20 protein-coding genes and 1 tRNA gene are annotated in these 21,176 nt (G+C 63.8%); 9 read left to right on the top strand and 12 right to left on the bottom strand.

Annotated elements, in window-relative coordinates; translation table 11 throughout:
- Positions 1–2: 2 nt before the first annotated feature.
- Entirely contained in the window at positions 3–2,021 is a 2,019-nt protein-coding gene (locus DSM104635_RS18195; RefSeq protein ID WP_158767586.1) for an ATP-dependent helicase, read from the bottom strand.
- A gap of 545 nt (positions 2,022–2,566) precedes the next feature.
- Between DSM104635_RS18195 and DSM104635_RS18200 the strand changes: the two genes are divergently transcribed.
- Positions 2,567–2,974, top strand: a complete 408-nt coding sequence (locus DSM104635_RS18200) for an endonuclease domain-containing protein (RefSeq protein ID WP_158767587.1) — start codon at positions 2,567–2,569, stop codon at positions 2,972–2,974.
- Positions 2,975–3,097: 123 nt separating this feature from the next.
- Positions 3,098–3,556: a VOC family protein gene (locus DSM104635_RS18205; RefSeq protein ID WP_158767588.1), complete on the top strand. Its 459-nt coding sequence runs from the start codon at positions 3,098–3,100 to the stop codon at positions 3,554–3,556.
- Here DSM104635_RS18205 and DSM104635_RS18210 read toward each other — a convergent pair.
- Positions 3,553–4,611 carry a GGDEF domain-containing protein gene (locus DSM104635_RS18210; protein WP_158767589.1) on the bottom strand — a complete coding sequence of 353 codons (1,059 nt, stop codon included), beginning with the start codon at positions 4,609–4,611 and terminating at the stop codon, positions 3,553–3,555. The two genes, DSM104635_RS18205 and DSM104635_RS18210, sit on opposite strands and share 4 nt — an antisense overlap.
- Positions 4,612–4,685: 74 nt before the next feature.
- A complete protein-coding gene (locus DSM104635_RS18215; protein ID WP_158767590.1) occupies positions 4,686–6,545 on the bottom strand; it encodes an ABC-F family ATP-binding cassette domain-containing protein in 1,860 nt (619 codons plus the stop codon).
- A gap of 84 nt (positions 6,546–6,629) precedes the next feature.
- On the opposite strand from DSM104635_RS18215, the gene DSM104635_RS18220 reads away from it, so the two are divergent.
- Positions 6,630–6,776: a hypothetical protein gene (locus DSM104635_RS18220; protein WP_158767591.1), complete on the top strand. Its 147-nt coding sequence runs from the start codon at positions 6,630–6,632 to the stop codon at positions 6,774–6,776.
- A gap of 442 nt (positions 6,777–7,218) precedes the next feature.
- The gene (locus tag DSM104635_RS18225; RefSeq protein WP_158767592.1) at positions 7,219–9,795 is read left to right on the top strand and encodes a hypothetical protein; all 2,577 of its coding nucleotides are present in this window, start codon (positions 7,219–7,221) and stop codon (positions 9,793–9,795) included.
- 253 nt (positions 9,796–10,048) lie between these two features.
- On the opposite strand, the gene virB11 is transcribed toward DSM104635_RS18225, so the two are convergent.
- From virB11 to DSM104635_RS18265, 8 genes are all read right to left on the bottom strand, one after another.
- Positions 10,049–11,053 carry a P-type DNA transfer ATPase VirB11 gene (gene virB11 / locus DSM104635_RS18230; protein WP_158767593.1) on the bottom strand — a complete coding sequence of 335 codons (1,005 nt, stop codon included), beginning with the start codon at positions 11,051–11,053 and terminating at the stop codon, positions 10,049–10,051.
- Positions 11,050–12,123, bottom strand: coding sequence for a TrbI/VirB10 family protein (locus DSM104635_RS18235; RefSeq protein WP_158767594.1), 1,074 nt, complete (start codon positions 12,121–12,123; stop codon positions 11,050–11,052). The genes virB11 and DSM104635_RS18235 overlap by 4 nt, the downstream gene beginning before the upstream one ends.
- Positions 12,120–12,857 (bottom strand): TrbG/VirB9 family P-type conjugative transfer protein, encoded by a 738-nt coding sequence (locus tag DSM104635_RS18240; RefSeq protein WP_158767595.1) that lies wholly within the window; start codon positions 12,855–12,857, stop codon positions 12,120–12,122. Before DSM104635_RS18240 ends, DSM104635_RS18235 begins: the two co-directional genes overlap by 4 nt.
- Positions 12,854–13,960, bottom strand: a complete 1,107-nt coding sequence (locus DSM104635_RS18245) for a TrbL/VirB6 family protein (protein ID WP_158767596.1) — start codon at positions 13,958–13,960, stop codon at positions 12,854–12,856. The genes DSM104635_RS18240 and DSM104635_RS18245 overlap by 4 nt, the downstream gene beginning before the upstream one ends.
- Before the next feature lie 3 nt (positions 13,961–13,963).
- Complete coding sequence (locus DSM104635_RS18250) at positions 13,964–16,345, bottom strand: VirB4 family type IV secretion/conjugal transfer ATPase (protein WP_158767597.1); 2,382 nt, start codon at positions 16,343–16,345, stop codon at positions 13,964–13,966.
- A complete protein-coding gene (locus DSM104635_RS18255) occupies positions 16,342–16,626 on the bottom strand; it encodes a VirB3 family type IV secretion system protein (protein WP_158767598.1) in 285 nt (94 codons plus the stop codon). Before DSM104635_RS18255 ends, DSM104635_RS18250 begins: the two co-directional genes overlap by 4 nt.
- Before the next feature lie 5 nt (positions 16,627–16,631).
- Entirely contained in the window at positions 16,632–16,940 is a 309-nt protein-coding gene (locus tag DSM104635_RS18260) for a TrbC/VirB2 family protein (RefSeq protein WP_158767599.1), read from the bottom strand.
- A gap of 185 nt (positions 16,941–17,125) precedes the next feature.
- Positions 17,126–18,304, bottom strand: a complete 1,179-nt coding sequence (locus tag DSM104635_RS18265; RefSeq protein WP_158767600.1) for a hypothetical protein — start codon at positions 18,302–18,304, stop codon at positions 17,126–17,128.
- A 127-nt stretch (positions 18,305–18,431) separates the two neighbouring features.
- Here DSM104635_RS18265 and DSM104635_RS18270 point away from each other — a divergent pair, with 127 nt between their 5' ends.
- Positions 18,432–18,644, top strand: a complete 213-nt coding sequence (locus tag DSM104635_RS18270) for a hypothetical protein (protein WP_158767601.1) — start codon at positions 18,432–18,434, stop codon at positions 18,642–18,644.
- A 414-nt stretch (positions 18,645–19,058) separates the two neighbouring features.
- Here the strand turns inward: DSM104635_RS18270 and DSM104635_RS18275 are convergent.
- A tRNA-Ala gene (locus tag DSM104635_RS18275) sits at positions 19,059–19,134 on the bottom strand.
- 91 nt (positions 19,135–19,225) lie between these two features.
- On the opposite strand from DSM104635_RS18275, the gene DSM104635_RS18280 reads away from it, so the two are divergent.
- From DSM104635_RS18280 to DSM104635_RS18295, 4 genes are all read left to right on the top strand, one after another.
- Positions 19,226–19,555: a YggT family protein gene (locus DSM104635_RS18280; protein WP_158767602.1), complete on the top strand. Its 330-nt coding sequence runs from the start codon at positions 19,226–19,228 to the stop codon at positions 19,553–19,555.
- Positions 19,513–19,842 carry a DUF167 family protein gene (locus DSM104635_RS18285; protein ID WP_407703499.1) on the top strand — a complete coding sequence of 110 codons (330 nt, stop codon included), beginning with the start codon at positions 19,513–19,515 and terminating at the stop codon, positions 19,840–19,842. The genes DSM104635_RS18280 and DSM104635_RS18285 overlap by 43 nt, the downstream gene beginning before the upstream one ends.
- Positions 19,839–20,729, top strand: coding sequence for a bifunctional 5,10-methylenetetrahydrofolate dehydrogenase/5,10-methenyltetrahydrofolate cyclohydrolase (locus DSM104635_RS18290; protein ID WP_158767603.1), 891 nt, complete (start codon positions 19,839–19,841; stop codon positions 20,727–20,729). The genes DSM104635_RS18285 and DSM104635_RS18290 overlap by 4 nt, the downstream gene beginning before the upstream one ends.
- Positions 20,730–20,791: 62 nt before the next feature.
- Positions 20,792–21,097, top strand: coding sequence for a hypothetical protein (locus DSM104635_RS18295; RefSeq protein WP_158767604.1), 306 nt, complete (start codon positions 20,792–20,794; stop codon positions 21,095–21,097).
- Positions 21,098–21,176 lie beyond the last annotated feature (79 nt).

Genomic DNA, 21,176 nt, shown 5'->3' on the forward strand with positions numbered 1-21,176 from the left:
GTTCAGCTGAATCGCCCCCGCGCCCGCGCAGCGAGATCAATCTTCGGCAGCGGCCCGCGATCTTGCACGCCATCGACGCCCTCCCCCGGCGCCCACGCCATCTGCTCGAACTTCGGCAGAATGTTCGTCGGCACAAAGCGCGAGCGGATCGCATAGACGTGCTTGTCGCCGCCCTTGCCCTGCTGCGTGTGATAGAAACGCTGCGGCGTGATGAGATGCAGCTCATCCTTCGCCCGCGTCATCGCCACATAGAGCAGCCGCCGCTCCTCCTCCAACTCCGCCGTCGAGCCCGCGCCCAAATCCGACGGCATGCAGCCATCGACAACGTTCAGCACGAACACGTTCTTCCACTCCTGACCCTTGGCCGAGTGGATCGTCGAGAGGATCAGATAGTCATCATCCTTATGCGCCGGCCCTGACTCATCGCTGGTCGAGTTCGGCGGATCGAGCGTCAGCTCCGTGAGAAAACTCGTGCGCGAGCCAAACGTCGAACCAATCCGCTGCAACTGCTCCACATCGCCCGTCCGCACACGCGCATCCTCATAGCGCTCATTCATCAGCGGCCCGTACCAACGCGCCGCCAATTCCAAATCACCCGGCCACGTCGCGCCGCGCAGATCATCGAGCATGCCTTTGAGCGTATCCCACGCCTCGCCCGCACCCGCCGGCGGCGCCGTGTTGCGCACGACGCCGTAAGCGCCCGTCTCATCCATCGCGTCCAAGATCCGCGCCGCCTTCGCTGGCCCAACACCGGGCACCAGCTGCAACGTGCGGAAACCCGCAATGCGATCGCCACCGTTCTGCGCCCAGCGCAGGATCGCCAGAAAATCCTTCACGTGCGCGGCTTCGAGAAACTTCAGCCCGCCAAACTTCACGAACGGAATATCGCGCTTGGCCAACTCCAACTCCACTGGCGCCGAAAAATCCGCCGCGCGGAACAGCACCGCTTGCTGCGTCAGCGCCACGCCGCGCTCGCGCGCCTCCAGCACGCACTCGGCGACATACGACGCTTGCGCCACCTCATCGCGCACGCTCACCAGCTTAGGGGCGCCGCCGCCGCTCCGCGTCGTGCGCAGATTTTTGGTGAAGCGCTCCTGCGCCAAATCGATCACGGCGTTCGACGCCTCAAGGATCGGCACCGTCGAGCGATAATTTTGCTCCAGCGTCACCAGCCGCGTCTCACGCGCGTACGCTTTCGGAAACTCCAAGATGTTGCGCACGTCCGCCGCGCGGAACGAATAGATCGACTGCGCGTCATCGCCCACGACAGTCACGCCCTGCCCATCCGGCTTCATCGCCAGCAGAATGCGCGCCTGCAGCTTGTTCGTGTCCTGATATTCATCGACCAGCACGTGATCGAACCGCGCGCCGACCTCGCGCGCCAACGCCGGCTCATTCATCGCCTCGGCCCAGAGCCAAAGCAGATCGTCATAGTCCAACACGTTCTGCTTTTGCTTTGCTTCCACATACGCCGCGAACAGCCGCTTCAGCTCCGCTTCCCACTCGCGGCACCACGGAAACGCCGCCGCCAGCGCGTCGGCCACGCTCTCATCCGCATTCACGACGCGCGAATAAATCGCGAGGCACGTGCCCTTCATCGGAAAGCGCTTCGCGCCCGTCGCCACGCCAAGCTCCTGGCGCACCATGCCCATCAGATCGGCGCTATCGCTGCGATCGTGGATCGTAAATTCCGGATCGATGCCAATCACCGGCGCCAGTTCGCGCAACAACCGCGCGCCAATCGCGTGAAACGTCCCCGCCCACGGAATCCGCACATCGCCGGCCATCACGTTGCCAATGCGCGCAATCATCTCACTCGCCGCGCGCCGCGAAAACGTCAGCAACAAAATGCGCGACGGATCGGCCCCCTGCGCCACCAGATGCGCAACGCGGCACGACAACGTCTTCGTCTTCCCCGACCCCGCGCCCGCAATCACCAGGAGCGGCTCAAGCCCATGCTCAACGGCAGCGCGCTGCTCCGCGTTCAGATCGTCCAAAGCTGCACTGATGATTCGCGACATGCGCGAAGGCTGCCGTGTTTCGTCTTTGTTCGCAACGAAGGGAGTGTTAAGATTGCTTGTGAGCGACCATCCACGCACCGACGATCGGCGTTTACGGAATGCGATCCGCAACGTCCGTTGGAGTAACCTTCGGGCAGACCTAGTTCGCCTTCGCCCGTATTTGTTGGTTGGCGGTCTTCTGGTGGCCGTTCTCACCTACGGTTCGACTGAACCGCGACAGGACGCAGGTATCGAATCTGGCAACGTGATCAGCACTGCGCGCTCGGACTCCAAGTGGCCCGAGCCATTGCAGACAGTCACCGTGCGCTTGGATGACGGTCGCACTGCCGTTGTGACGACTCGAGGGCGCTTCATTCTTCACAACGGCTCGCGTGTCACGCTCCGCGAAACCAGACATTTGGGATGGTGGAGACGCTCGACCTTCAGGTTGGAGTCGGCTCCATGATCTCCAACGGCACCGTCCGCGACGTCGCAAGCACAGCGTCCCTTCTCCTGGTTGAGAAGGTGGCCCGAAGGGCCGGATGAGGTTTACTGGAGGTGCAAGGATGAAGCACGATCCTGACTCCGTCAGCCGTGCGCGAGCAAGCCGCAAGGATCAAACGGGCGCTGAAGCAAAGTTATGGTCGCTCTTACGCAATCGACGCCTGATCAAGCACAAATTCAGACGCCAGTATCCGATCGGCCCATGGGTGGCGGATTTCGCATGTCCAGCCATCAAGTTGGCGATCGAAGTAGATGGCCCGTCGCACGACACATCAGACCAACAAGCGTGGGACGAGATGAAGACCGGATATTTGAGAACATCCGGCTGGCGCGTCATCCGCGTCAAGAACGCCGATGTCTACCAAGCTCTCGGCGAAGTCGAAGCCGCATCATCGCAGAAGTTGGCGACTAAGGCGTCCCCTCTCCCGGTTAGGGAGAGGGTGTCAGTGAGCGAAGCGAACGACGGGTGAGGTTTGCCGACCCATCGGAATGAGACTCAATCTGCTGCGCGCGGTAAACCTCATCCGGCGCTTCGCGCCACCTTCTCCTTAACCAGGAGAAGGAACGCAGTGTCTGAAGCAGTAGAGCTCCCCATGATCTCCCCAAACGGCATCGCCCACATCCAGCTCACCGTTCGCGACGTTGACGCGTCGCGACCGTTCTATCATCGCCTGCTCGTCGAAACCTTCGGCATGTCGATCCAGTACGATGTGCCGACGCAAATCTTCTACTGCATCGGCGCGCGCACCGGCGTACTGATCCGCCCCGCCGCGCCCGAGCATCGCGACACGCCGTTCGATCAATGGCGCGTCGGCCTGCATCATTTCTGCTTCCGCTTGCGCTCACGCGAGGACGTGGACGCACTGCACACCTCGATGCGAGAGTTTGGCGCCACCATCATCCGCGCGCCGCAAGAAGATGCTTGGGCGCCCGGGTATTACTCGATCCTCATGGAAGATCCCGACGGCATCCGCATCGAAGGCGTGTTCATCCCTGGCAGCGGCAATCTCGATCGCATCAAGGACGCGCCGCTAACGCCGACGCTGGTCTAAGCCGCGCTTTGCCGATCCAATTGCGCGTCGGTGACGATGCGGTCGCGGCCGCCGTGCTTGGCGGCGAGCATGCAAGCTTCCGCCCGCGCGGCCAGATCGCCCGATTGATCCGCGTCGCGGAAGCGCGCGATCCCGATCGACACCGTGATTTCGCCGATCACGTCGCCCGTCGATTTCAGCGACAGCCGCTTCGACTTCACCGCGCGGCTGATGCGCGCCGCCAGCGCCTCGGCCAGGTTCACATTGGTGCGCGGCATGATCAGGGCGAATTCCTCGCCGCCGAACCGCGCCGCCAACACGTCGCCCTGCGCATGGGCGCGCATCACCGACGCGATGTAGCGCAGCACCTGATCGCCCAACGCATGGCCCCAGGCCTCATTGATGCGCTTGAACTGATCGATGTCGAACACCAGCACACAGAGATCGCTGCTATCCGCTGCCGCGTCGTTCATACGCCGGCGCAGCGTTTCATCGAACATGCGACGGTTGGCGAGCCCGGTGAGCCCATCTGTCAGCGCTTCGACCTTCACGCTCTGCAGCGCCGTTTGCAGCTCCTCGACCTGACGCGATTGCGCCTCGATCTGCTCGGCCAGCTTCAGATTGCTCTCGACCATTTCGTGCGTTGTCACCGCGAGGTGTTCGACGATGGTGCGAAACTCGGCAGAATCCACGCCGCCTTCGAAGCGGCTCGCCGCTTCTTGCAGCACTTTCGCGTACGATCCCGCCTGCCCGCCCGCGCCGCGCAGGCTCGACACCGTATCGTCGAGTTCGCGTGCGATGGTTTCGCTGGTTTCCAGCATCTGGATGGAGAGACGCGTGTTGGCGAAGAAGCGCTCGAACAGTTCTTCGTTGGTCTCGTCAGTGAACGCTTCGCCACGCTGCAACCGCGCTTCGATCTCGCGGCTCAGATCCGGCTTCACGCCGGCGACGTGGGTCGTCCAGATTTCGTAGTTCGCCGGGCTGGTCGGGATTTGCTGCTTCCCCATGCGCTCGATGATTTCGCGCGCCCGCTCCACGCCGGGAGGGCCGCGAAACAGGGACAGATCATTGATCATGGATGCTCCGCATCGACGCGGGAGAATTCACGATCAGCCCTAAAGGCCCGGTTAACTTTTGTGCGCTTCGGCAGTTACGCGACGCTCTCCATCGCCTCGCTCGCCTCAAGCCAAGCCGCCTCCGCCCGCGCCAGCGCGGTCGCCGCGTGCGCGCGCTCCTTCAGCAAGCTCTCCCCGCGCTTTTGATCCTTCGTGAACAGCTCCGGATCGGCCAGCGCCGAATCGATCCGCGTTAGCGCTTCGTTGGCCTGCTCGATCTCCTTCTCTGCCGCCTCAAGCTTGCGTTGCAGCGTGTACTTCGAAGCCTTTGGTTTCGGCGTCACCTGCTCAACCAGCGCGGCAACATGCTTCTCGCCGTCATCCGCCGGCCGGTCCGCCGCCGCGACGAGCTTGCGATAATCTTCCAGGTCGCCGTCATACTGCCGCGCGCGCCCGTGATAGACGAGCCACAACCGATCCGCGCACGCTTCGGCCAGATAGATGTCGTGCGTGATCAGCAGCACGGCGCCTTCATATTCATTGATCGCGTGGATCAGCGCTTCACGGCTATCGATGTCCAAGTGCGACGTCGGCTCGTCGAGGATCAGCACATGCGGTTTCGCGTGCGCCATCAGCCCGAGCAGCAAGCGCACCTTCTCGCCGCCGCTCAGGTTCTGCACCTTGGTGTCGATTTTCTCTTGCCCAAACCCCATCCGCGCCGCGAGCCCACGCAAGCGCGGCGGCGCCCAATCAGGCTCCAGATCGCGCACGTGCTCCAGCACCGTTTCGCCTTCGCGCAATTCGTCGAGCTGATCCTGGCTGAAATAGCCCATCACCGCTTTGCCCGAAGCGACGCGCTTGCCGGAGAGCAACGCCAGCCGCGCCGCGATCGACTTCACCAATGTCGTCTTGCCCTGCCCGTTTGGACCGATGACGACGACGCGGTCGTCGTGATCAAGCCGCAGCGACACCTTCTTCAGCACCGGCTTGCCTTCGACGTAGCCCAGATCGGCTTCATCCAGCACTACAAGCGGCGAAGCGAGCTGCACTGGGTCTTCGAAATGAAACGGGATCGTGCGCTCTTCGAGCGGCACGGCGATGTCCTGCATCTTTTCAAGCTGTTTGATCCGGCTCTGCGCCTGCGTGGCTTTGGAAGCCTTGGCGCGGAAGCGATCGATGAACTTCTGCAAGTGCGCGCGCTGCGCATCCTGCTTGGCCTTCATGCCGACAGCGAGCGACATGCGCTCGGCGCGCTTGCGCAGATACGCATCATAGCCGCCGACAAACACTTCGAGCTTCTTATCGTCCAGCGCCAGAATGTGCGTCACCGAGCGGTTCAGCATTTCGCGGTCGTGGCTGACGCACACCACGGTGTGCTCATACTCGCGCAGATATTCTTCGAGCCACGCCGCGCCTTCGAGATCGAGATAGTTGGTCGGTTCGTCGAGCACCAACAGATCGGGCGCCGAAAACAACACGCCTGCCAACGCCGCGCGCATGCGCCAACCGCCGGAGAATTCGCGCGCCGGCCGGCGCAATTCGTCTTGCTCAAAGCCCAGGCCGACCATGATCGCGCTCGCCCGCGCTTCACCGGAATAGCCGTCGATCTCGGCCAGGCGCATGTGAATGTCGGCGATGCGCTGGGGATCTTCCGCCGTCTCCGCTTCGGCGAGCAGCGATGTCATCTCTGCGTCCGCCGCCATCACTAGGTCGAGCAGCGGCGTGTCCACTTGCGGCGCCTCCTGCGCCACGAACCCGATCCGCGCACCGCGCCGCACACGGATCGACGCATTGGGCTTGCCCACCTCGTCCTGGATCAGCCTGAGCAGCGTCGACTTGCCGGTGCCATTCCGCCCGACGAGCCCGACCTTCCAGCCCTCCGCGATGAACGCGTTGGCGTTCTCGAACAGCGGCCGCGCGCCGACGCGATAGGTGAGGTCCGAAATTTCAAGCATGGGAGCGGGGTGCTTAGCGGCAGCGCGGCGGTTTGCCTATGTCAGACACGGGAACCAGCCCACATCGCGCCGTTCCTCCTCGCCATGTTTGACGCACTCCCCTCCGACGACCCCGATATCGCCGGCCACGAAGTCTCCGAAGACGGCTCGATGTGGCGCCCATTCGATCCCGAGCGCGACCAGGGGCGCACGCTGCATCGCCGCATCAGATTCGCCCCGATCGACGGGTGAGCAAGCGCAAGCTTCTCGTAGCGGCAGTTTGCGCGGAGGCTTGCCTAGCCGTAGCTGCGCTGTGCAGTGGTCCGCCTTCGCCGTGCGGGCTTCGGCGAGGCAGCTCGCTCCGCTTTCGCGCAGCGAAGGATGGTGGTGTGGACAGTCGCGAGATAACGGCCCTCTGGTCCAAATTCCCTGCAAACAGGAAGATACAGGGAAAAAGAGCCTCACCCGCTATCGCAGAACTTGACGGCTGCTGAAAACCTTTGAAACCACGGCAAAAGTCGTAGTTGGAGCCGGTGATCGCGCGTTTCGCGAACAGGGAATGACAGACGTTCGATTCAACCGCCGAACGGGCAGCCCGAAAACGGACATCCAAGGTCTTTCGCCGCCGCGCAGACTCTGTTCGCGACAGAATGAGATGTGGGGAGTAAGCTCCACCCAACGGGAGTTGGGACGGATGCGTCTGCGGGACCTCGTTGCAGCGTGCCTTTTCGCAGCGTTGACGGCGTGTTCGCCGCCGCCGGCGCCGACGGAGCCGCCCTTCACCGGTGTGTGGAGCGGCCCGTTGCCGGTCAGCGCCACCGAGCAACGCACCTTCGCCGTGGTGCTGCACGAACGCGCTGATCTGAAGCTCATGGGATATCAGCTGGGCGGCACCTCGGATCGTCTCTTGCAAGGCGCGTTGCGCAGCGGTGATCGCATGTTGATGGCCTTTCGCACCAGAAGTGGCGAGGGCGCTCAGATCCTGCTGAGCGGCGCAGTCTCCGGCGATACTTTGACCGGCACGGCATTTCTCGACGACGGCGAGTTTCCCGTTACATGGACGAGAGGCACGGATGCGCTCGATGTGCGCAGGTTCGTGTTGGCCCCATCCGTCGAGGGCGGAGGCGCGCCGAGCGAACTCTCAATCGTGCAGGACAGTGCGGGCGCGCTGGTCGCAGGCGGCTTCACCGGTGGTGATTGCGCGTTCATCACCTGTGCGGCGTCGGTGACCTCATTCGCGGAAACCCCCGCAGGCGGTATCATGATTGGCCTCGCTGCGGACGGCGCCTGCCCGGGCGCCAGCACAATCACGGCGTCGTTCAATGCCACCACGTCCCTTTACAACGGCGCATGGACGCACACCGACGGGGGCGCGTGCGGCGGCGCGACGACGACTGGGGCGCTGATCGGAGCGCGCGATCTGGGCACGCGTTCCGCTCACGTCGCGAGCGTCCTGGCCAACCTTGGCCAGATCGCCGACGACATCGAGGATGGCGCAGCATTTGGGTCGATGCATGCAGCGCTCGCGCCGGCCTATCTGCACTTCGGTGAAACCGCGGCGGACTTTCTCGCCGCGCGCAATGCTGAAGTCGCCGCGCACCCGGACGCGCACGTGGAACTTCACAGCTTTACCTCCATCCGCACCGTGACGCCTGCGGGCCATCACCCGATGCTGTCGAGCACGCTCGGGGTGACGTTTGCTGACGAGCGGCGCGATGGGTCTGGTGTTTACCGCTCGGCCACAGCAGGCGCGCCAGCGCAAAGCGGATATTATTATCTCGTCGAGGACGCCGGGTCATGGCGGCTGAATGGCAACCAAGTCGGTCCGTTCGACCTTCCATTTGCCTACACGGTCGGCGCCGAGCGCCTGATAGTGCCGACATCGATCGCGGACGCGCCCTTGCACTTGAGCCTCGGCGGCTGGGGCGCGCACTTCGGTCCGCAGACCGGCCACCTCGAAGGGAACGCCAAGATCGACATGATGGCGCAGTTCGTGGGCAGCGTCGGCGATCTCACTGAACTCGTGCCCGGCGCCGGCGGCACGCCCGAGACGTGCGATCAGAATTTGGTTTGGGCGGGGACAGAGATTTGCGGCGTGTGGGGCGGGCTTTCGGGCGAACTCATCCGCGCGCGCATTTTCACGTATCGCGCGCCCTATGCCGGCACGGTGACTGAGGTCGCCTACGAAGAACGCCCGCGCCTGGCCTCGGCCCCCACCACGCACTATTTCGACAACGTCCCGCATTGGAGCGTCACCGTCGAATTTTCCGGCGGCATGACGATTCGCTTTGGGCATCTGGGTCAAATCGTCGGCTCGGTGCGCGCAGGGCTGATGGCCAACGGGATCAATCCGGATACCTACACGCCATCCTCGACCGTCGGCGCGTGGAATTATTGTCCGCCCTCGCCGGGGCGCTGCCGCGTCAATGTTCTGAACGGCGCGACCTTCACGATCGCGGCTGGCGATGAGATCGCGAAAGCCCAGACCGATGCTGCGCGAATTTCCGGCCATGACGGGTACTATCGCGGCCAACTCGGGCCATCGATCCCGCCTTGGAGCCAGGTCGAGTTCTTCATGAGCGAAGCGCTTGGCTTTCGCGGCGCCGACGTCTGCGCCTATCAATACCTTCCAGCAGCGCGACGCACCGAACTTGCCGCGTTGATGACCGCTGACATGCTGAACTCACACTCGCTCCGCTACGCGGAGAACGGCTTCGTGCGGGCCTGGAAATTTCGCGCCGAGGCCGAGCTTTGCAACAATGACGGCTATCTCTTGCGTGACGAGAACGATTTCCGCTCGATCCACGCTCAGCTCGGCGGCTGGTTCGAGCGACCGGCGCCCGGCGTCACGCCCAACGAGCAATTTTCCATCGCTCGGATTCACCAGGCCGCGAGCGCCTATGACGCCAGTCTCTACGACGTGTTGCTCGGGACCGCCCAGCCAAGCGAGTATCTGATCGGCCGCGTGCGCACCGATGGCGCGGCCTTCTCCTGGACCGTACCCGGGATCGCCGTGCCCATCGCCGTCCACTATCCAACTGGGGAAGTGCTCGAGCTGAACGACGGAGGCTTTGTCGTGAAGTGGCGCGAGATTGGACCGGCCTCGCTTACGCTCTATCAGCGCGCAGCTTACGAACTCGATGGCGACGGCTTGCGCATCCAGTGGGGCGGCCTCGCAACGACACTCGCCGGCGCGGTCGCGCCGGCCATGACGCCCGGCGCGGCCTGCAACGATACGACGACGCTTTGCTACGACCACTCACGTCATTAGCAAGTTCGACGTCCTGTCCCGACAAATCCCACAAACCGACATTCCCCCTTCGCGTTCCCTTAGCGGATATGGGCCGCGAGACGGACGCTTCGGTGCGCTCGACCTGCGATCGAAAGCGTTGCTATGGCCGCACGCGAGCTGCTCTGCTTCGCCAGCGAATTGGTTTTCGATTTCGAGAGGCCGCTACGCAATGCCATTGCCGCCGAGGGCAAGTGCGTTGGCGCGCGCTATCGGCGAGCGCGGCGACGTTCTCTCACCTGGCGCGAGCGACGAACTCGATTCCGGTGATTGCGCGGTTTCCGTTGGCGCGACTTAGTTGCACGACCACGTCGATGACGCCGCGCGCATACTCCAACACGTCCGTGCGCGTGAGGTTCGTGCCCGCTTGCATCGCCATGAAGGCTATTTGATCGAACGCGCCCCGCGGGCTGTCAGCATGGACGGTCGTCATCGACCCTGGGTGGCCTGTATTGATGGCGCGCAAGAACGAGAACGCCTCCTCGCCCCGGATTTCGCCGACGAGCAGCCGATCGGGCCGCATGCGCAGCGCCGCCTTCAGCAATTCCTCGGCGCCGACGCGCGTTTCGCCGAGCTCGCCGCGCACTGCGACCAGGCCGACCGAGTTGGGTTGCGCGATGTGAATCTCCGGCGTGTCCTCGATAACAATAACGCGCTCCTCGCGCGGCACTTCCTTCAGAAGCGCGTTGAGGAAGGTGGTCTTTCCCGACGCCGTGCCGCCGGAGATCAGGAACGTCTTACCGGCGCGCACGGCCATGGAAAGAAACGCCTGCACTTCACCCGCATCGAGCAAAGCGGACAAGCGCACGTCCATTTCATCCTCTTCATCGCCACGGAGCCGCGCGACGTGTGAAAAGACACCACTCGATGCGTAGTCGTCGAGACAGAGATCGCCGATGTCGTGCTTGCGAACGGCGAGGGCGTAGTGGCGGCGTGTGGCGGGCGGAGCGACCACCTGCACGCGGGCGCCGCTCGGCAGGGTCGCGGCCAAGAGCGGATGTTCGCGGTTCACACCCTGATGCGAAGCGGCGGCGATCTGCTGTGCCAAGCGCTGCAGCATGACTGCACTCACCTGTGGCGCGTCCACACGCGTCAGCGGCGCGGAACGGGTTTCGAACCAAACTTCGCCGGGTTCATTGACAAGAATGTCCGTGACGTCGGCGCGATCGAGCCAAGGCGCCAGCGGAGCGAGGAAGGCGCGCAAATAGACGCCACCCTCGCCAAGCTCCGCCGCGCTCATGGCGCTCGGCCGCTGACGTTCGAGAAATCGAGATCGCGCGCGACGAAAATCCGCACTGGCGTTCCCTGCGCGACGCTGATGGTCGGTGGAATGTTGATCTCCTCGGAGAGCGCCGCCGAAGCGGCGTCGCTACCTCCGCGCGCGACGCCGACAATGACCTGGGTGTCGTTGTCATCCCCCACCGCGTCGGCGGCGCCGCCAAGCAACGTCAGCAGAATGGCGCCGCCGAAGCGGCGCAAGAAGTGCCTGTCCGTTTCGCCCTCTAGGCCCCCGCGCCCGAGTGCGTCGGCGCCTGGCGAGTTGATATCGATCGACACACCGTCGGGGCGGATCAGACGCGTCCAGATCACGAAGGCGCGCGATTGGCCAAGCTCGGAACTCGCGCGATACTGTCCGATCAATCGACTCCCGCGCGGTACGAGAACGGCGCCGCCATCGAAGGCGCGCACATCGCGGCTGACCAGCGCGCGCGCATAACCGGGGAGATCCGAATTGATCGCCGTCTCCAGTACACCGGCAATGATCACGCCCTGCGGGATCGTCATGTTCGGATTAGCGAGCGGGCGCGCATGCGCCGCCTGCCCCGCGCCGTAGCGCGCGGCGAAACGCTCATTGCCCGAAAGCGCATCGCCGGCAACGGCTCCGGCGATCGCCTGCGCATTCGGACCGCCAAGCGCGCCTTCCGATTGACTGAGATCGATGATCAACGCTGGGGAGTGAAGACGCGCATCCGGGCTTAGCGGATCGGACGCAGGCGTCTCAATCGGCATTGCTTCGACGGCGAGGTCCTCCTCGAAGGCCAGCTCAGGCTCGAGCTCCGCATCGTACGCCGGCGGCGCGACATAGGTCGGCCGCTGAACCACACCACTTTCGGGTGGAGACGGCTCGATCTTCGCGCTTTGCAAACGGCTCCCATTGAGCGCTGCAAAAATCAGGAGTCCAAGCACGGCGGCGCCGAAGATTCCAAATCCCACCGCCCATGGCGAAGAGGCGACGCCAACGCTCGGCGCTGCTTGGAAGGCGGAGAGGTTGTCTCGTCGCAAGGGTTCGAGATCGTCGGCGGCGGTCATGATCGCCTGCCCCGCCGCGTACTGGGCGGACGTTCGCGCGCGTCGGCCGGAGGGGCGACGCCGCTGCGCACGATTGCCGCGTCCCGGCCGTAGCGGAGCACGAATGCGTCCGCAACCCGATCGACGATCGTAATATCGCCGCGCATCTGCGAGTTGACGAGTTCTTCTTCGCCGTGGCTGTCCAAGGCAAAGATAGCGGGGACTTCCCCGCCTTCTCGCATCTGGAAGTAGGTGAAGCGTCCGTCGTCAAAAACCTGGAGCGGCGTGAGCGTTTGCGATCCCGTCGTCGCATAGTTGAAGTTGAACGCCGACGGCGCGACTACTGCTTCCGCCGCGGCTTGCCCCCCGGCATAACTGAAACGCAGTCCGTAGATGATGCGCGCATCATCCGGCCCGACCGGTTCCCGTGCGCGCAGCGTAAAGGCGTAACGCCGGCGCGTGGTCACGACCGTCATGTTGGTGACGGCATGGGCGACAATGGGTTTGACGAAGAGCAGCGTCGCGGCACGATTGGGCGTGATCTGCCAAGCGAGGCTATCGCCGATGGAGACGTTTTCGATTCGCTCCTGTGGGTCGAACTCGATCATCATCTGATAACCGAGGTGACCGTCGAGCGAGATCACTTGGCCCTCCTCATACGGCAGCACCTGTAGCCGCGGATCGCGCGGCGTTTCCTGCGCCAGTGCGACGCCGGCCACGCAAAGGAAGACTATGAAAGCGAGCGCCGACTTCATGCGTGCCCCCCACTCGTTCTGAGCGGCGCGCGCGATAGGCGGCGATAGGATTGACCGAGGCGTTCGTTCACGGCGAGGCGTTCGAATTGCGGGGCCTCGCGCACGATCTCGGTCCGCCGCACCAAGGCGGCCGCCGGAGTTGCGTCGGTCCGGCTTGCCTCAGAGGCTAACGGCGCGCCCGCTGCGCTCGGCTGACGCGCGAAGCGCATCTCCATCATCACATCGCTGGCAACCGCCTCGCCCCGCCGTGCGCTGTCGAATCCGCCCGCAATCGTTGCGGTTGCTCGCAGCGCCATGCCCATGACAATGGCGAACACGGCGACGATGAGCCCAATCGTGACGATCGGCCCCATGTCGAACACCTCCGCCGTTGCATTCTCCGAGAGCGTGCTGAGAAACGGCGACATCATGATGAGCATGGCGGCGGCGAACACATTGGCCGCAAGCGGCGCTATGGCGAAGGCGATCGTGGCGCGCAGCCAGCCGTCGAACAATCCGCGCGTGGTGTCGAACAGGAAGAGCGCTATGAAAACGGGGCCGATCGCCAGCAGGAAACCCAACACGATCTTCGAGGCGAGGATGACCCCCACGGTAACGAGCAGCAGGCCCAAGGCGGAGAGCCAGAGCAAGCCCGACCCCAGCATTGGCCCGCCCTGGAGGATGTTCGCCGCTGCATCGGCTTGCCCGCCATAAACTCCGGCGGCAACCGACAAGGTCATGTAGGCGCCCTCCACGCCGTCATAGACGTCGCGGCCAAAGCCCATGGGAGACAATAGAACGCCCACCAGTTCGCGCGGACCGTCGAACAGGAAGGAGAAGATCACCGTCTGATACGCAGCCCAGCTGGTGAGGAAAGCCATGATCAGGCCGATCTTCAGCGCCGTCACGGGCAAGACTGTCAGGCGCAGATTTCCCCGCCCCAGCAATAACTGATAACCGATCAGCGCGATATAGATCGTGAGCATCGCGGTAAGCACGGCGGCAAACGTCGTGCCCGGCCCTACAAGGTCGCGAAACGATTCCTGCACCAGCACGCGTATGTGGCAATCGATCGTGTCGATCAGGCCGCCGACGAGGCTGTTGGAGGCGGGGCACGCCATCATGGATCAGCCCACCCTCTCCAAGAAACGCGGCAGCCAAGCCTGCGGCGCATCGCCCGTTTCAGCCCGCAGCTCGTCGAGCAAGCGAATGGTGCGCTCGCGGCCCGACAGCACGCTCAATGTCCCTTTCATGCCCGACAAGTCCAGCCGCGCCACAACGCTGTCGCCGCCATGACGGATCAGGAAGCAGCGCGACGAATCCGGCAACGAGGCGATGATCTCGAACTCGTGCTCTGTGAGGCCGAAGCCCTCGCAATAGTCCTTCGCTTGCGCCTTGGGATTGGGCAGGAAGATTTGCGTCGGCGATTGCTCAATGATGGCGTTGGCGATGCGGCTGTCGAGCGCGTCGCGCGCGCTTTGCGTCGAGAAGCCAACGATGCCGTTACGCTTGCGGATGGTTTTTTCCCAATCGCGAATGCGCGCGACGAAGACGTCGTCATCCAGCGCTTTCCATCCCTCATCCACCACGATGATCGAAGGCTCTCCGTCCAGCCGCTCCTCGACGCGATGGAAGAGGTACATCATCGCCGGCGTGCGGCCGACGACGTCGTCTAAGAGCTGCGTCATGTCGAAGCCGATCATGCGCTCTTCGAGGTCGAGGAGGTCAGCGTCGTTGTCGAAGAGCCACGCACGCTCGCCCTCGCCGACCCATGGCAGTAAACGCGCCGCGAGATCGCCCACGGTTGGCCGGCGCCCGCCGGCGAACAACTCGCGGAAGTAGCGCAGGCGCCGGAATTCCCGCGCCTGCTCGAAGTTCGCCGACACCGCTTCGGCGATCACGTTCACATCGTCGGCCGACAGCGTCTCGCCGTTCGACGTCAGGAGCTTCGCCGTCCAATCGTGTAGGAAGCGCCGGTTAGCGGGCGTATCGGGCAATTGCAGCGGGTTCATGCCCGAAGGCGAGCCGGCGCGGAGCACATCGTAGCGTGCTCCCATCGCACGCAGGAAAATCTCGCTGCTGCGGTCTTTGTCGAAGAAGACGAGCCGTGGCGAGAACCTCTGCGCCTGCGCCAACAAGAAGTTCAGCAGAACGGTTTTGCCGGCGCCCGAAGGGCCGATGATGAGAAAATTGCCGAGATCGCCCTGATGGAAGTTGAAATGATATGGAGAGGCCGCGGTCGTCTCCAGCACCGTGACAGCCGGTCCCCAATGGTTTCCCGCGGCCTTGCCGGTCGGGTGGTTGTGGTAGCTCGCCAACCCCGCGAAGTTGGCCGAAGACACCAGCGCCTTGCGCGGGATGAAAGCGCCATTCCCGGGAAACTGCCCCCAAAAGCCCGGCTCCATCGCGACGTCTTCGCGCACGCTGATGGCGCCAATTTCGGTGAACGCGGCCTGCACGTCGGCCACGCGCTCATTGAGCTCGCGCGGGCTTGGCGCTTTCACCATGATGGTGAGGTGATGCTCGCCGAAGGCTTGTCGTCCCGCGGCCGCGTCATCCTTCGCCGCGCTCAAGTCGCGCCGCAAGGAAAGCGCGTCGTCATCGGCGGCGCGCATGCGGCGAAGCGCCAGGTTCATGCGGTCAAGGGCGATCTGGCGATCGACGAACGCAAAACTCTCCGTCAGCGTGAGTTCGCAGGGAAGCGCGAAGAGCGCATCGAGCTGCCCCGGCGCGGTGTGGGGCGGATACTCCTTCACCGCGATCATCGCCGCATAGGCTCTCTCGCTATCGCCGGTCGCGGACAGCTCGAACATATCGAGGCCGAAGCTCACCCGCCGCTGCGCGATCGCCTCGCCCGCCTCCCCCGCGGGCATCAAGCGCGGGCGCAGCTCGCCATCGAACACGCAGCCGAGAAATTCGAGCGGTTCCGAGCAGCGCCGGCTTCTCGCCTTGTAGGTTGTGAGCAGACGCGGCTTATAGGCGGCAAGCGATGCGAGAACGGAATCGCGCGCGGCGTCCAGCTCGCGCAGATCGCGTGCCATAGACGCCGCGTTCATATCGGCGCCGCGGCCGAGGACATCGCCCAGCAGGCCGCTGCGAAGGGAAGCCGGTTTGCGCAGCAAGGTAATGTAGAGGTCATTCACGTAGAGACGGCGCGCAGCCATGCGCTGACGCCATTCCGCATCGAGCGTCTGTGCGAATGCCGCATCGATCGCGCCAGGCGCCTCAGGTGATACACGCCGCCGCACGACGTGGTGGTAGAGGCTGAGCCGTGACGAGGCGATGGCGCGGAGCATCGTGTTGCGCACGCCCTTGCGGTAGTTCAGATCGTCGCTATCGGAGGTCTCGAAAGCGAGGCCGCCGATCTTGATGACCTGCATCAGCGAACCATCGCGCGTAAGCAGCGTCGCGTCGTCGACGTGACGCACGTACGGCAGCATGTCGGTGATGGTTTTCTCGCGCCGCCAAAGGCGAAGCCGGTCAGCCGCGGTCAGAGACGCGCTTGTCATGGCGCGTACGAGTTGCAATGCCAGAAGCCGAAGTTCGCCACGCGCGGGCATTTGCTGCCGCGCAGGATCCAGAGATCGAGAAAGCGAGGTTCGCGCTGGCACGCGACCCAGCCGACTCCATGGAGAATAAGCGCCGCGACAATGGCCCAGAACGACTTGGTGATCAGGAAGATCTCGGTGGTCACTACGAGATTGAGCACAAAATAGGAGTAAGAGACCCCCGCGAACATCTGCGGACGGGTGAGCGCCGTGAACACGATATCGCGATCGAGCGGCGGCATCGTTTCTATCCTCCAGCGGCGCGGGCGGCGGCCTGGATGCCCGCGACAATGGCGGCGGCGCCGAACAGGATGAAGCAACCGAGAATGACGGTGACGCCGTGGCGCCAATTCATCCGACCCGTCAGCATCATGAAGCCCACCACGGCGACGGCGATCACCGCAACGCTCGTCGCCACGTTGCCGAGCAGCGTGCCTTGAATCCATTGCATAGCCGCGAGGATTGGCCCCGCGCCCTGCGGATTATTCGTTTGAGCGGCGGCGTCACTCCAAACCGCGAGCCCAGCGGCGAGCGGTGCAACAGCGATACTCTTCATGGCGCTCCTCCGCTTGCGACCGCGCGCACAGGCTGCCTCACGCAGCCGCCAATCCCGCACACCTGACGCGCGGTCGGAGAATTCCTCCTGCATCACGCACCCGCGGGCATGCATTGTGTACGCTTCTGGCGCCGCCCTGGAAATCGCTGCAAGCCCCCCGCCAGAGCTGTGCTGCGTGTCCACGCCTAAGGAACGACCTGGCCCGCCTCGTTAAGTGTGACGGAGTATGTTCCGACCATTGTGCCGCCCTGTTGGACCGAGGCGCGGAATACATAGTTCGCCGCGTTCAAATTGAGAGGGATGCGATAGCGCGTGTCGCCGACTGGCGCCGGCAGCCCACCGCCGCCAGCATTGGGCAGCGTTATTGTTTGCCACGAAGCTCCGTTATTGGAGGAGTATTCGACGACGATCCGATCGATCTGCGTGGTGAAGATCGGGCTGACCGCTGGCAGCGGGTTCGACGAGAGCTCAACCATTCGGTCTAGGTTGCTGCCGGAGACGTTGTCGTCATCCACAACGGTTGGGTCTGTCGTGCAGTTCGGATCGGTCGGCGTTGGGTCCGCCGCGCCTATGCACCAGAGCACGTTGTAGTAACGAATGGTAGATGTGTTGTCGTAAACCCAGGCCTGCGCGAAGCCAGGCGCCACATTGATGATCGAATTCACGATCGTGATTTCGGTGTCATCCCAGGCTCGCAGGCCCCGATTGGCGCTCGTGAACGTGACGTTCATCAGGCTAACGCCGGTCGATTTCGTATCGACGCCGCCGTCGCTTACGTTCCTGGCCGTCGCGCCGCGAACGTAAATCGGCGCGCCATTGAACTCCACGCCAAGGAAATCGACGTTCCGAACGTAGGTTGGATCCGGCTGTTGCTGCTCGTCGGCGAACACACGTTGAATGTAGGTCGGCGCCGCGGATGATCGCTCGAGCTTGATGGCGGCGCCGTGAATGCTGCCGCCGCCGTTAAACCCAACCGAAGAATAGTTATAGATTGAGACCGCGCCCGATCCGATGATGTGTGCGCCATACTTCTCTTGCGTGACGTGCGCATTGCTCACGAGTGTTGTCTGACCGCCATCGATATCAGGCACGGAATTGACGTTGGCGAAGGTGCGCTGCGGGCCGGCTGGCGCGAACGGATCATAGATTTGCTCAAGCACACGCACGTACGCCGTCCCGTCCGGATCGCGTTCAACAAATATCTCCGGACGATAAACGCCAGGCGGCGGGGGTGGCGGGGGCGGGGGAGGAGGGGGCGGAGAACCACCGCCCCCTCCTCCTCCCCCGCCGCCGCCGCCGCAGCCAGCGAGAACAAGCGCCAGAATAAGGACGAGCTGAAAATTCTTGCTGGATAGCGTGGCCATTGCCGTCCCTCCACGAACCCCCGCGCCCGCAATACAGAAGACCCCGAAGCGGTCTTGTGGCATTCGGCAACCACGTTCGCCCGATAGGCGAAGGCGGACGGACTAGGGATCAATCCATCGCGTTCCGATGACGGGGCTGGAAGACGCTGTCTTTGGAGAAGTCACGCCGCATCTTGCCGCGACCTGGAACTCAGAGATCACCGATACTGCGCTTCGCGCACTTGATGCTGTGCTGCGCGTTCGGGTCTTTCCCACGGAACTGCTGATCGACATCATCGCGGAAGGCCTAGGCGCAGACCCCAGTGCTGGGCCTGTCACAATCAAATGCCCGGTGTCCTGAGACCGCGCGATTCGACAACGCTGATCCGAAGCGGCGCAGCGGTCCCGACCCAGGTCGATCGCTCCCTCGTCCGCGCTGTTGTGATGGCTCCTGCCTGGGTGAAACGACTAGAGGCCGGCGAGCCCCACTCCATCAAGGGATTGGCTCGCGACGAGGAGATCTGCGTCCTTCATACGGCAAAGCTCCTACCCCTCGCTTTTCTGGCGCCCGACTTGGTGGCGCAGATTCTGGAGGGCCGGCAGCCGAGGACTCTGACGCTAACAGCGGCGAGAGAGACACGCGCTCAAAGGCGCCGCGTGGCGCGCTTTCACGCCACCACTACGCCGTCTCTCACCACCTGTTGCTCGGAATAGCGCCGGGAAGTCCGCCGCTTGCGGTGGGCACTCCGAACACCGCGTGCGCACGAAAAGTGGTTGGTGGACCCGAGGAGGATCGAACTCCTGACCTCTGCATTGCGAACGCAGCGCTCTCCCAGCTGAGCTACGGGCCCTCACCTTGGGACGGGGGATATAGTGCCCCCTCGAACGGGGCGTCAACAGCGCTTGCTGGACGAATCTGCGCCGCTCGGGCTATGGGGCATAATGGATTCCAACGGCGGCCTTTTGGCCATCCTTTTCCGGCTCGTCGACACGGTCATCGGCCTCTTCATTGTGGTCTTGATCGTCTATGTCGTGATTTCGTGGCTATTCGCCTTCGACATCGTCAGCCGCCGCAATGGCTTCGTGAACGCGATCTTCGAGTTTACGCGCCGGCTGTGTGACCCGATCTTACGTCCCCTGCGGCGCTTAATCCCGCCGATCGGCGGCGTCGATCTTTCGGTGTTGGTGCTGCTGCTGGTGCTGCAGGGACTCGTTCGCCCCGGCCTCTGGTGGCTCCACGGCGTGCTGACCGGCAACGGTCCGGTGCTCTGAGCAAGCTCCGCGTCCGCCTCACGCCCGCCGGCGGCGCCGACCGTATCGACGGCCGCGCCCAAGACGCTGACGGAAACACCTACTTGAAGGCGCGCGTCCGCGCCGCGCCCGAGAACAACGAAGCCAACCGAGCGCTAGAAGCGCTGATCGCCAAGGCGTTCGGCGTGCCGAAGAGCAAAGTCACCGTGTCACGTGGTCAAACTGCGCGACTCAAAGTGCTAGAGATCGACGGCACCGGCGACGCCGAGATCGCCGCGTTCGTCGCCAAGTACGAGGGAAAGTCATGACCGCCCGCAGCATCGACGGCAAAGCCATCGCCGCCAAAGTCCGCGCCGATGTCGCGGCAGCGGTGAAGCAGCTCTCCGCTCAACCCGCGCTCGCCGTCGTTCTCACCGGCGACGATCCCGCGAGCCAAGTTTACGTCGCTTCCAAAGGCAAAGCGACGATCGAAGCCGGCATGCGCAGCGTCGAAATCCGCCTCCCCGCCGACACGACCGAAGCCGATCTCATTGCCCGCGTCGACGCGCTCTCGCGCGATCCGGACATTGACGGCATCCTCGTGCAGCTGCCGCTGCCGAAGCACATCAGCGAAGCCAACGTGCTCGCCGTCATCGATCCGTTGAAGGATGTTGACGGCCTGACGGAAGCCAGCGCCGGCAAACTGGTGCTCGGCAAGCCCGGCTTGCGCCCCTGCACTCCGGTCGGTTGCGTCATCCTCGCAAAAACGGAACGCCCCGATCTCAGCGGCGCCAACGTCGTCGTCATCGGCCGCTCTATTCTGGTTGGAAAACCGGCGGCGCTGCTCTTCCTCGAACAGAACGCCACCGTCACCATCGCGCACTCCAAGACGCGCGATCTCAAAATGGTCTGCCGCGGCGCCGACATTCTGGTCGCCGCGGTCGGCCGCCCCGAAATGGTGCGCGGCGATTGGATTCGCCCCGGCGCCATCGTCATCGATGTTGGCACCAACCGCGTGCCTGCCCCCGAGAAAGGCGAAGGCAAGACCAAGCTGGCTGGCGACGTGCACTTTGCTGAGGCCATCGAAGTCGCCGCCGCCGTCTCTCCCTCTCCAGGCGGGGTCGGGCCGATGACCATCGCCTGTCTGTTGCGCAATACCGTGATCGCCGCCTGCGCTCGGCGCGGCTGGGACCTTCCCGCCCAACTCGCAGGGTGACGCCTGTAACGGCGCCCCACTCGCATCGACGCTAAGTTGCAAGCGGCCCAATGGAGGTCGTCATGCTTCGCTTCACATCTACAGCCGTCTGCGTCGGGTTCGTCCTCTGTCTCAGCGCGCACGCTGCTCCCGCACAAGCTCGCACCATCCCGCCCATCGCGCTCTCGGAGGACGCCGAGTGCTGGTATGGCGAGCTTTACGGCATCACCGGCATCATTTGCCGCGACGACGGTAAACTCTATCGCTGCACCGTCGCGCGCACCGAATGCTGGTTCGCCATACCACCCGGCCCCTACACGCGCGGCAACGGCTTCAATCCGCTTTCTGATATCGCGGTGTCACCGACTGCGACGCGTACGCGCCGCTAGGTCGTCCTGCTGCGCCTGCGAAACGCGCAAGCCGGCGCCCCTTTAGCGCGCATTGCTGAAACAAAGCTGCGTTCAGGCG

The organism is Terricaulis silvestris, from assembly GCF_009792355.1.
Classification (GTDB): Bacteria; Pseudomonadota; Alphaproteobacteria; order Caulobacterales; family Aquidulcibacteraceae; genus Vitreimonas; species Vitreimonas silvestris.

Coding starts and splice junctions, on each gene's coding strand:
- DSM104635_RS18200 (WP_158767587.1), top strand. CDS start 2,567: ATGAAGCACGATCCTGACTCCGTCAGCCGTGCGCGAGCAAGCCGCAAG.
- DSM104635_RS18240 (WP_158767595.1), bottom strand. CDS start 12,857: ATGAAGTCGGCGCTCGCTTTCATAGTCTTCCTTTGCGTGGCCGGCGTC.
- DSM104635_RS18290 (WP_158767603.1), top strand. CDS start 19,839: ATGACCGCCCGCAGCATCGACGGCAAAGCCATCGCCGCCAAAGTCCGC.
- DSM104635_RS18260 (WP_158767599.1), bottom strand. CDS start 16,940: ATGAAGAGTATCGCTGTTGCACCGCTCGCCGCTGGGCTCGCGGTTTGG.
- DSM104635_RS18205 (WP_158767588.1), top strand. CDS start 3,098: ATGATCTCCCCAAACGGCATCGCCCACATCCAGCTCACCGTTCGCGAC.
- DSM104635_RS18235 (WP_158767594.1), bottom strand. CDS start 12,123: ATGACCGCCGCCGACGATCTCGAACCCTTGCGACGAGACAACCTCTCC.
- virB11 (WP_158767593.1), bottom strand. CDS start 11,053: ATGAGCGCGGCGGAGCTTGGCGAGGGTGGCGTCTATTTGCGCGCCTTC.
- DSM104635_RS18195 (WP_158767586.1), bottom strand. CDS start 2,021: ATGTCGCGAATCATCAGTGCAGCTTTGGACGATCTGAACGCGGAGCAG.
- DSM104635_RS18210 (WP_158767589.1), bottom strand. CDS start 4,611: ATGATCAATGATCTGTCCCTGTTTCGCGGCCCTCCCGGCGTGGAGCGG.
- DSM104635_RS18280 (WP_158767602.1), top strand. CDS start 19,226: ATGGATTCCAACGGCGGCCTTTTGGCCATCCTTTTCCGGCTCGTCGAC.
- DSM104635_RS18215 (WP_158767590.1), bottom strand. CDS start 6,545: ATGCTTGAAATTTCGGACCTCACCTATCGCGTCGGCGCGCGGCCGCTG.
- DSM104635_RS18270 (WP_158767601.1), top strand. CDS start 18,432: ATGACGGGGCTGGAAGACGCTGTCTTTGGAGAAGTCACGCCGCATCTT.
- DSM104635_RS18220 (WP_158767591.1), top strand. CDS start 6,630: ATGTTTGACGCACTCCCCTCCGACGACCCCGATATCGCCGGCCACGAA.
- DSM104635_RS18295 (WP_158767604.1), top strand. CDS start 20,792: ATGCTTCGCTTCACATCTACAGCCGTCTGCGTCGGGTTCGTCCTCTGT.
- DSM104635_RS18265 (WP_158767600.1), bottom strand. CDS start 18,304: ATGGCCACGCTATCCAGCAAGAATTTTCAGCTCGTCCTTATTCTGGCG.
- DSM104635_RS18255 (WP_158767598.1), bottom strand. CDS start 16,626: ATGCCGCCGCTCGATCGCGATATCGTGTTCACGGCGCTCACCCGTCCG.
- DSM104635_RS18245 (WP_158767596.1), bottom strand. CDS start 13,960: ATGATGGCGTGCCCCGCCTCCAACAGCCTCGTCGGCGGCCTGATCGAC.
- DSM104635_RS18225 (WP_158767592.1), top strand. CDS start 7,219: ATGCGTCTGCGGGACCTCGTTGCAGCGTGCCTTTTCGCAGCGTTGACG.
- DSM104635_RS18250 (WP_158767597.1), bottom strand. CDS start 16,345: ATGACAAGCGCGTCTCTGACCGCGGCTGACCGGCTTCGCCTTTGGCGG.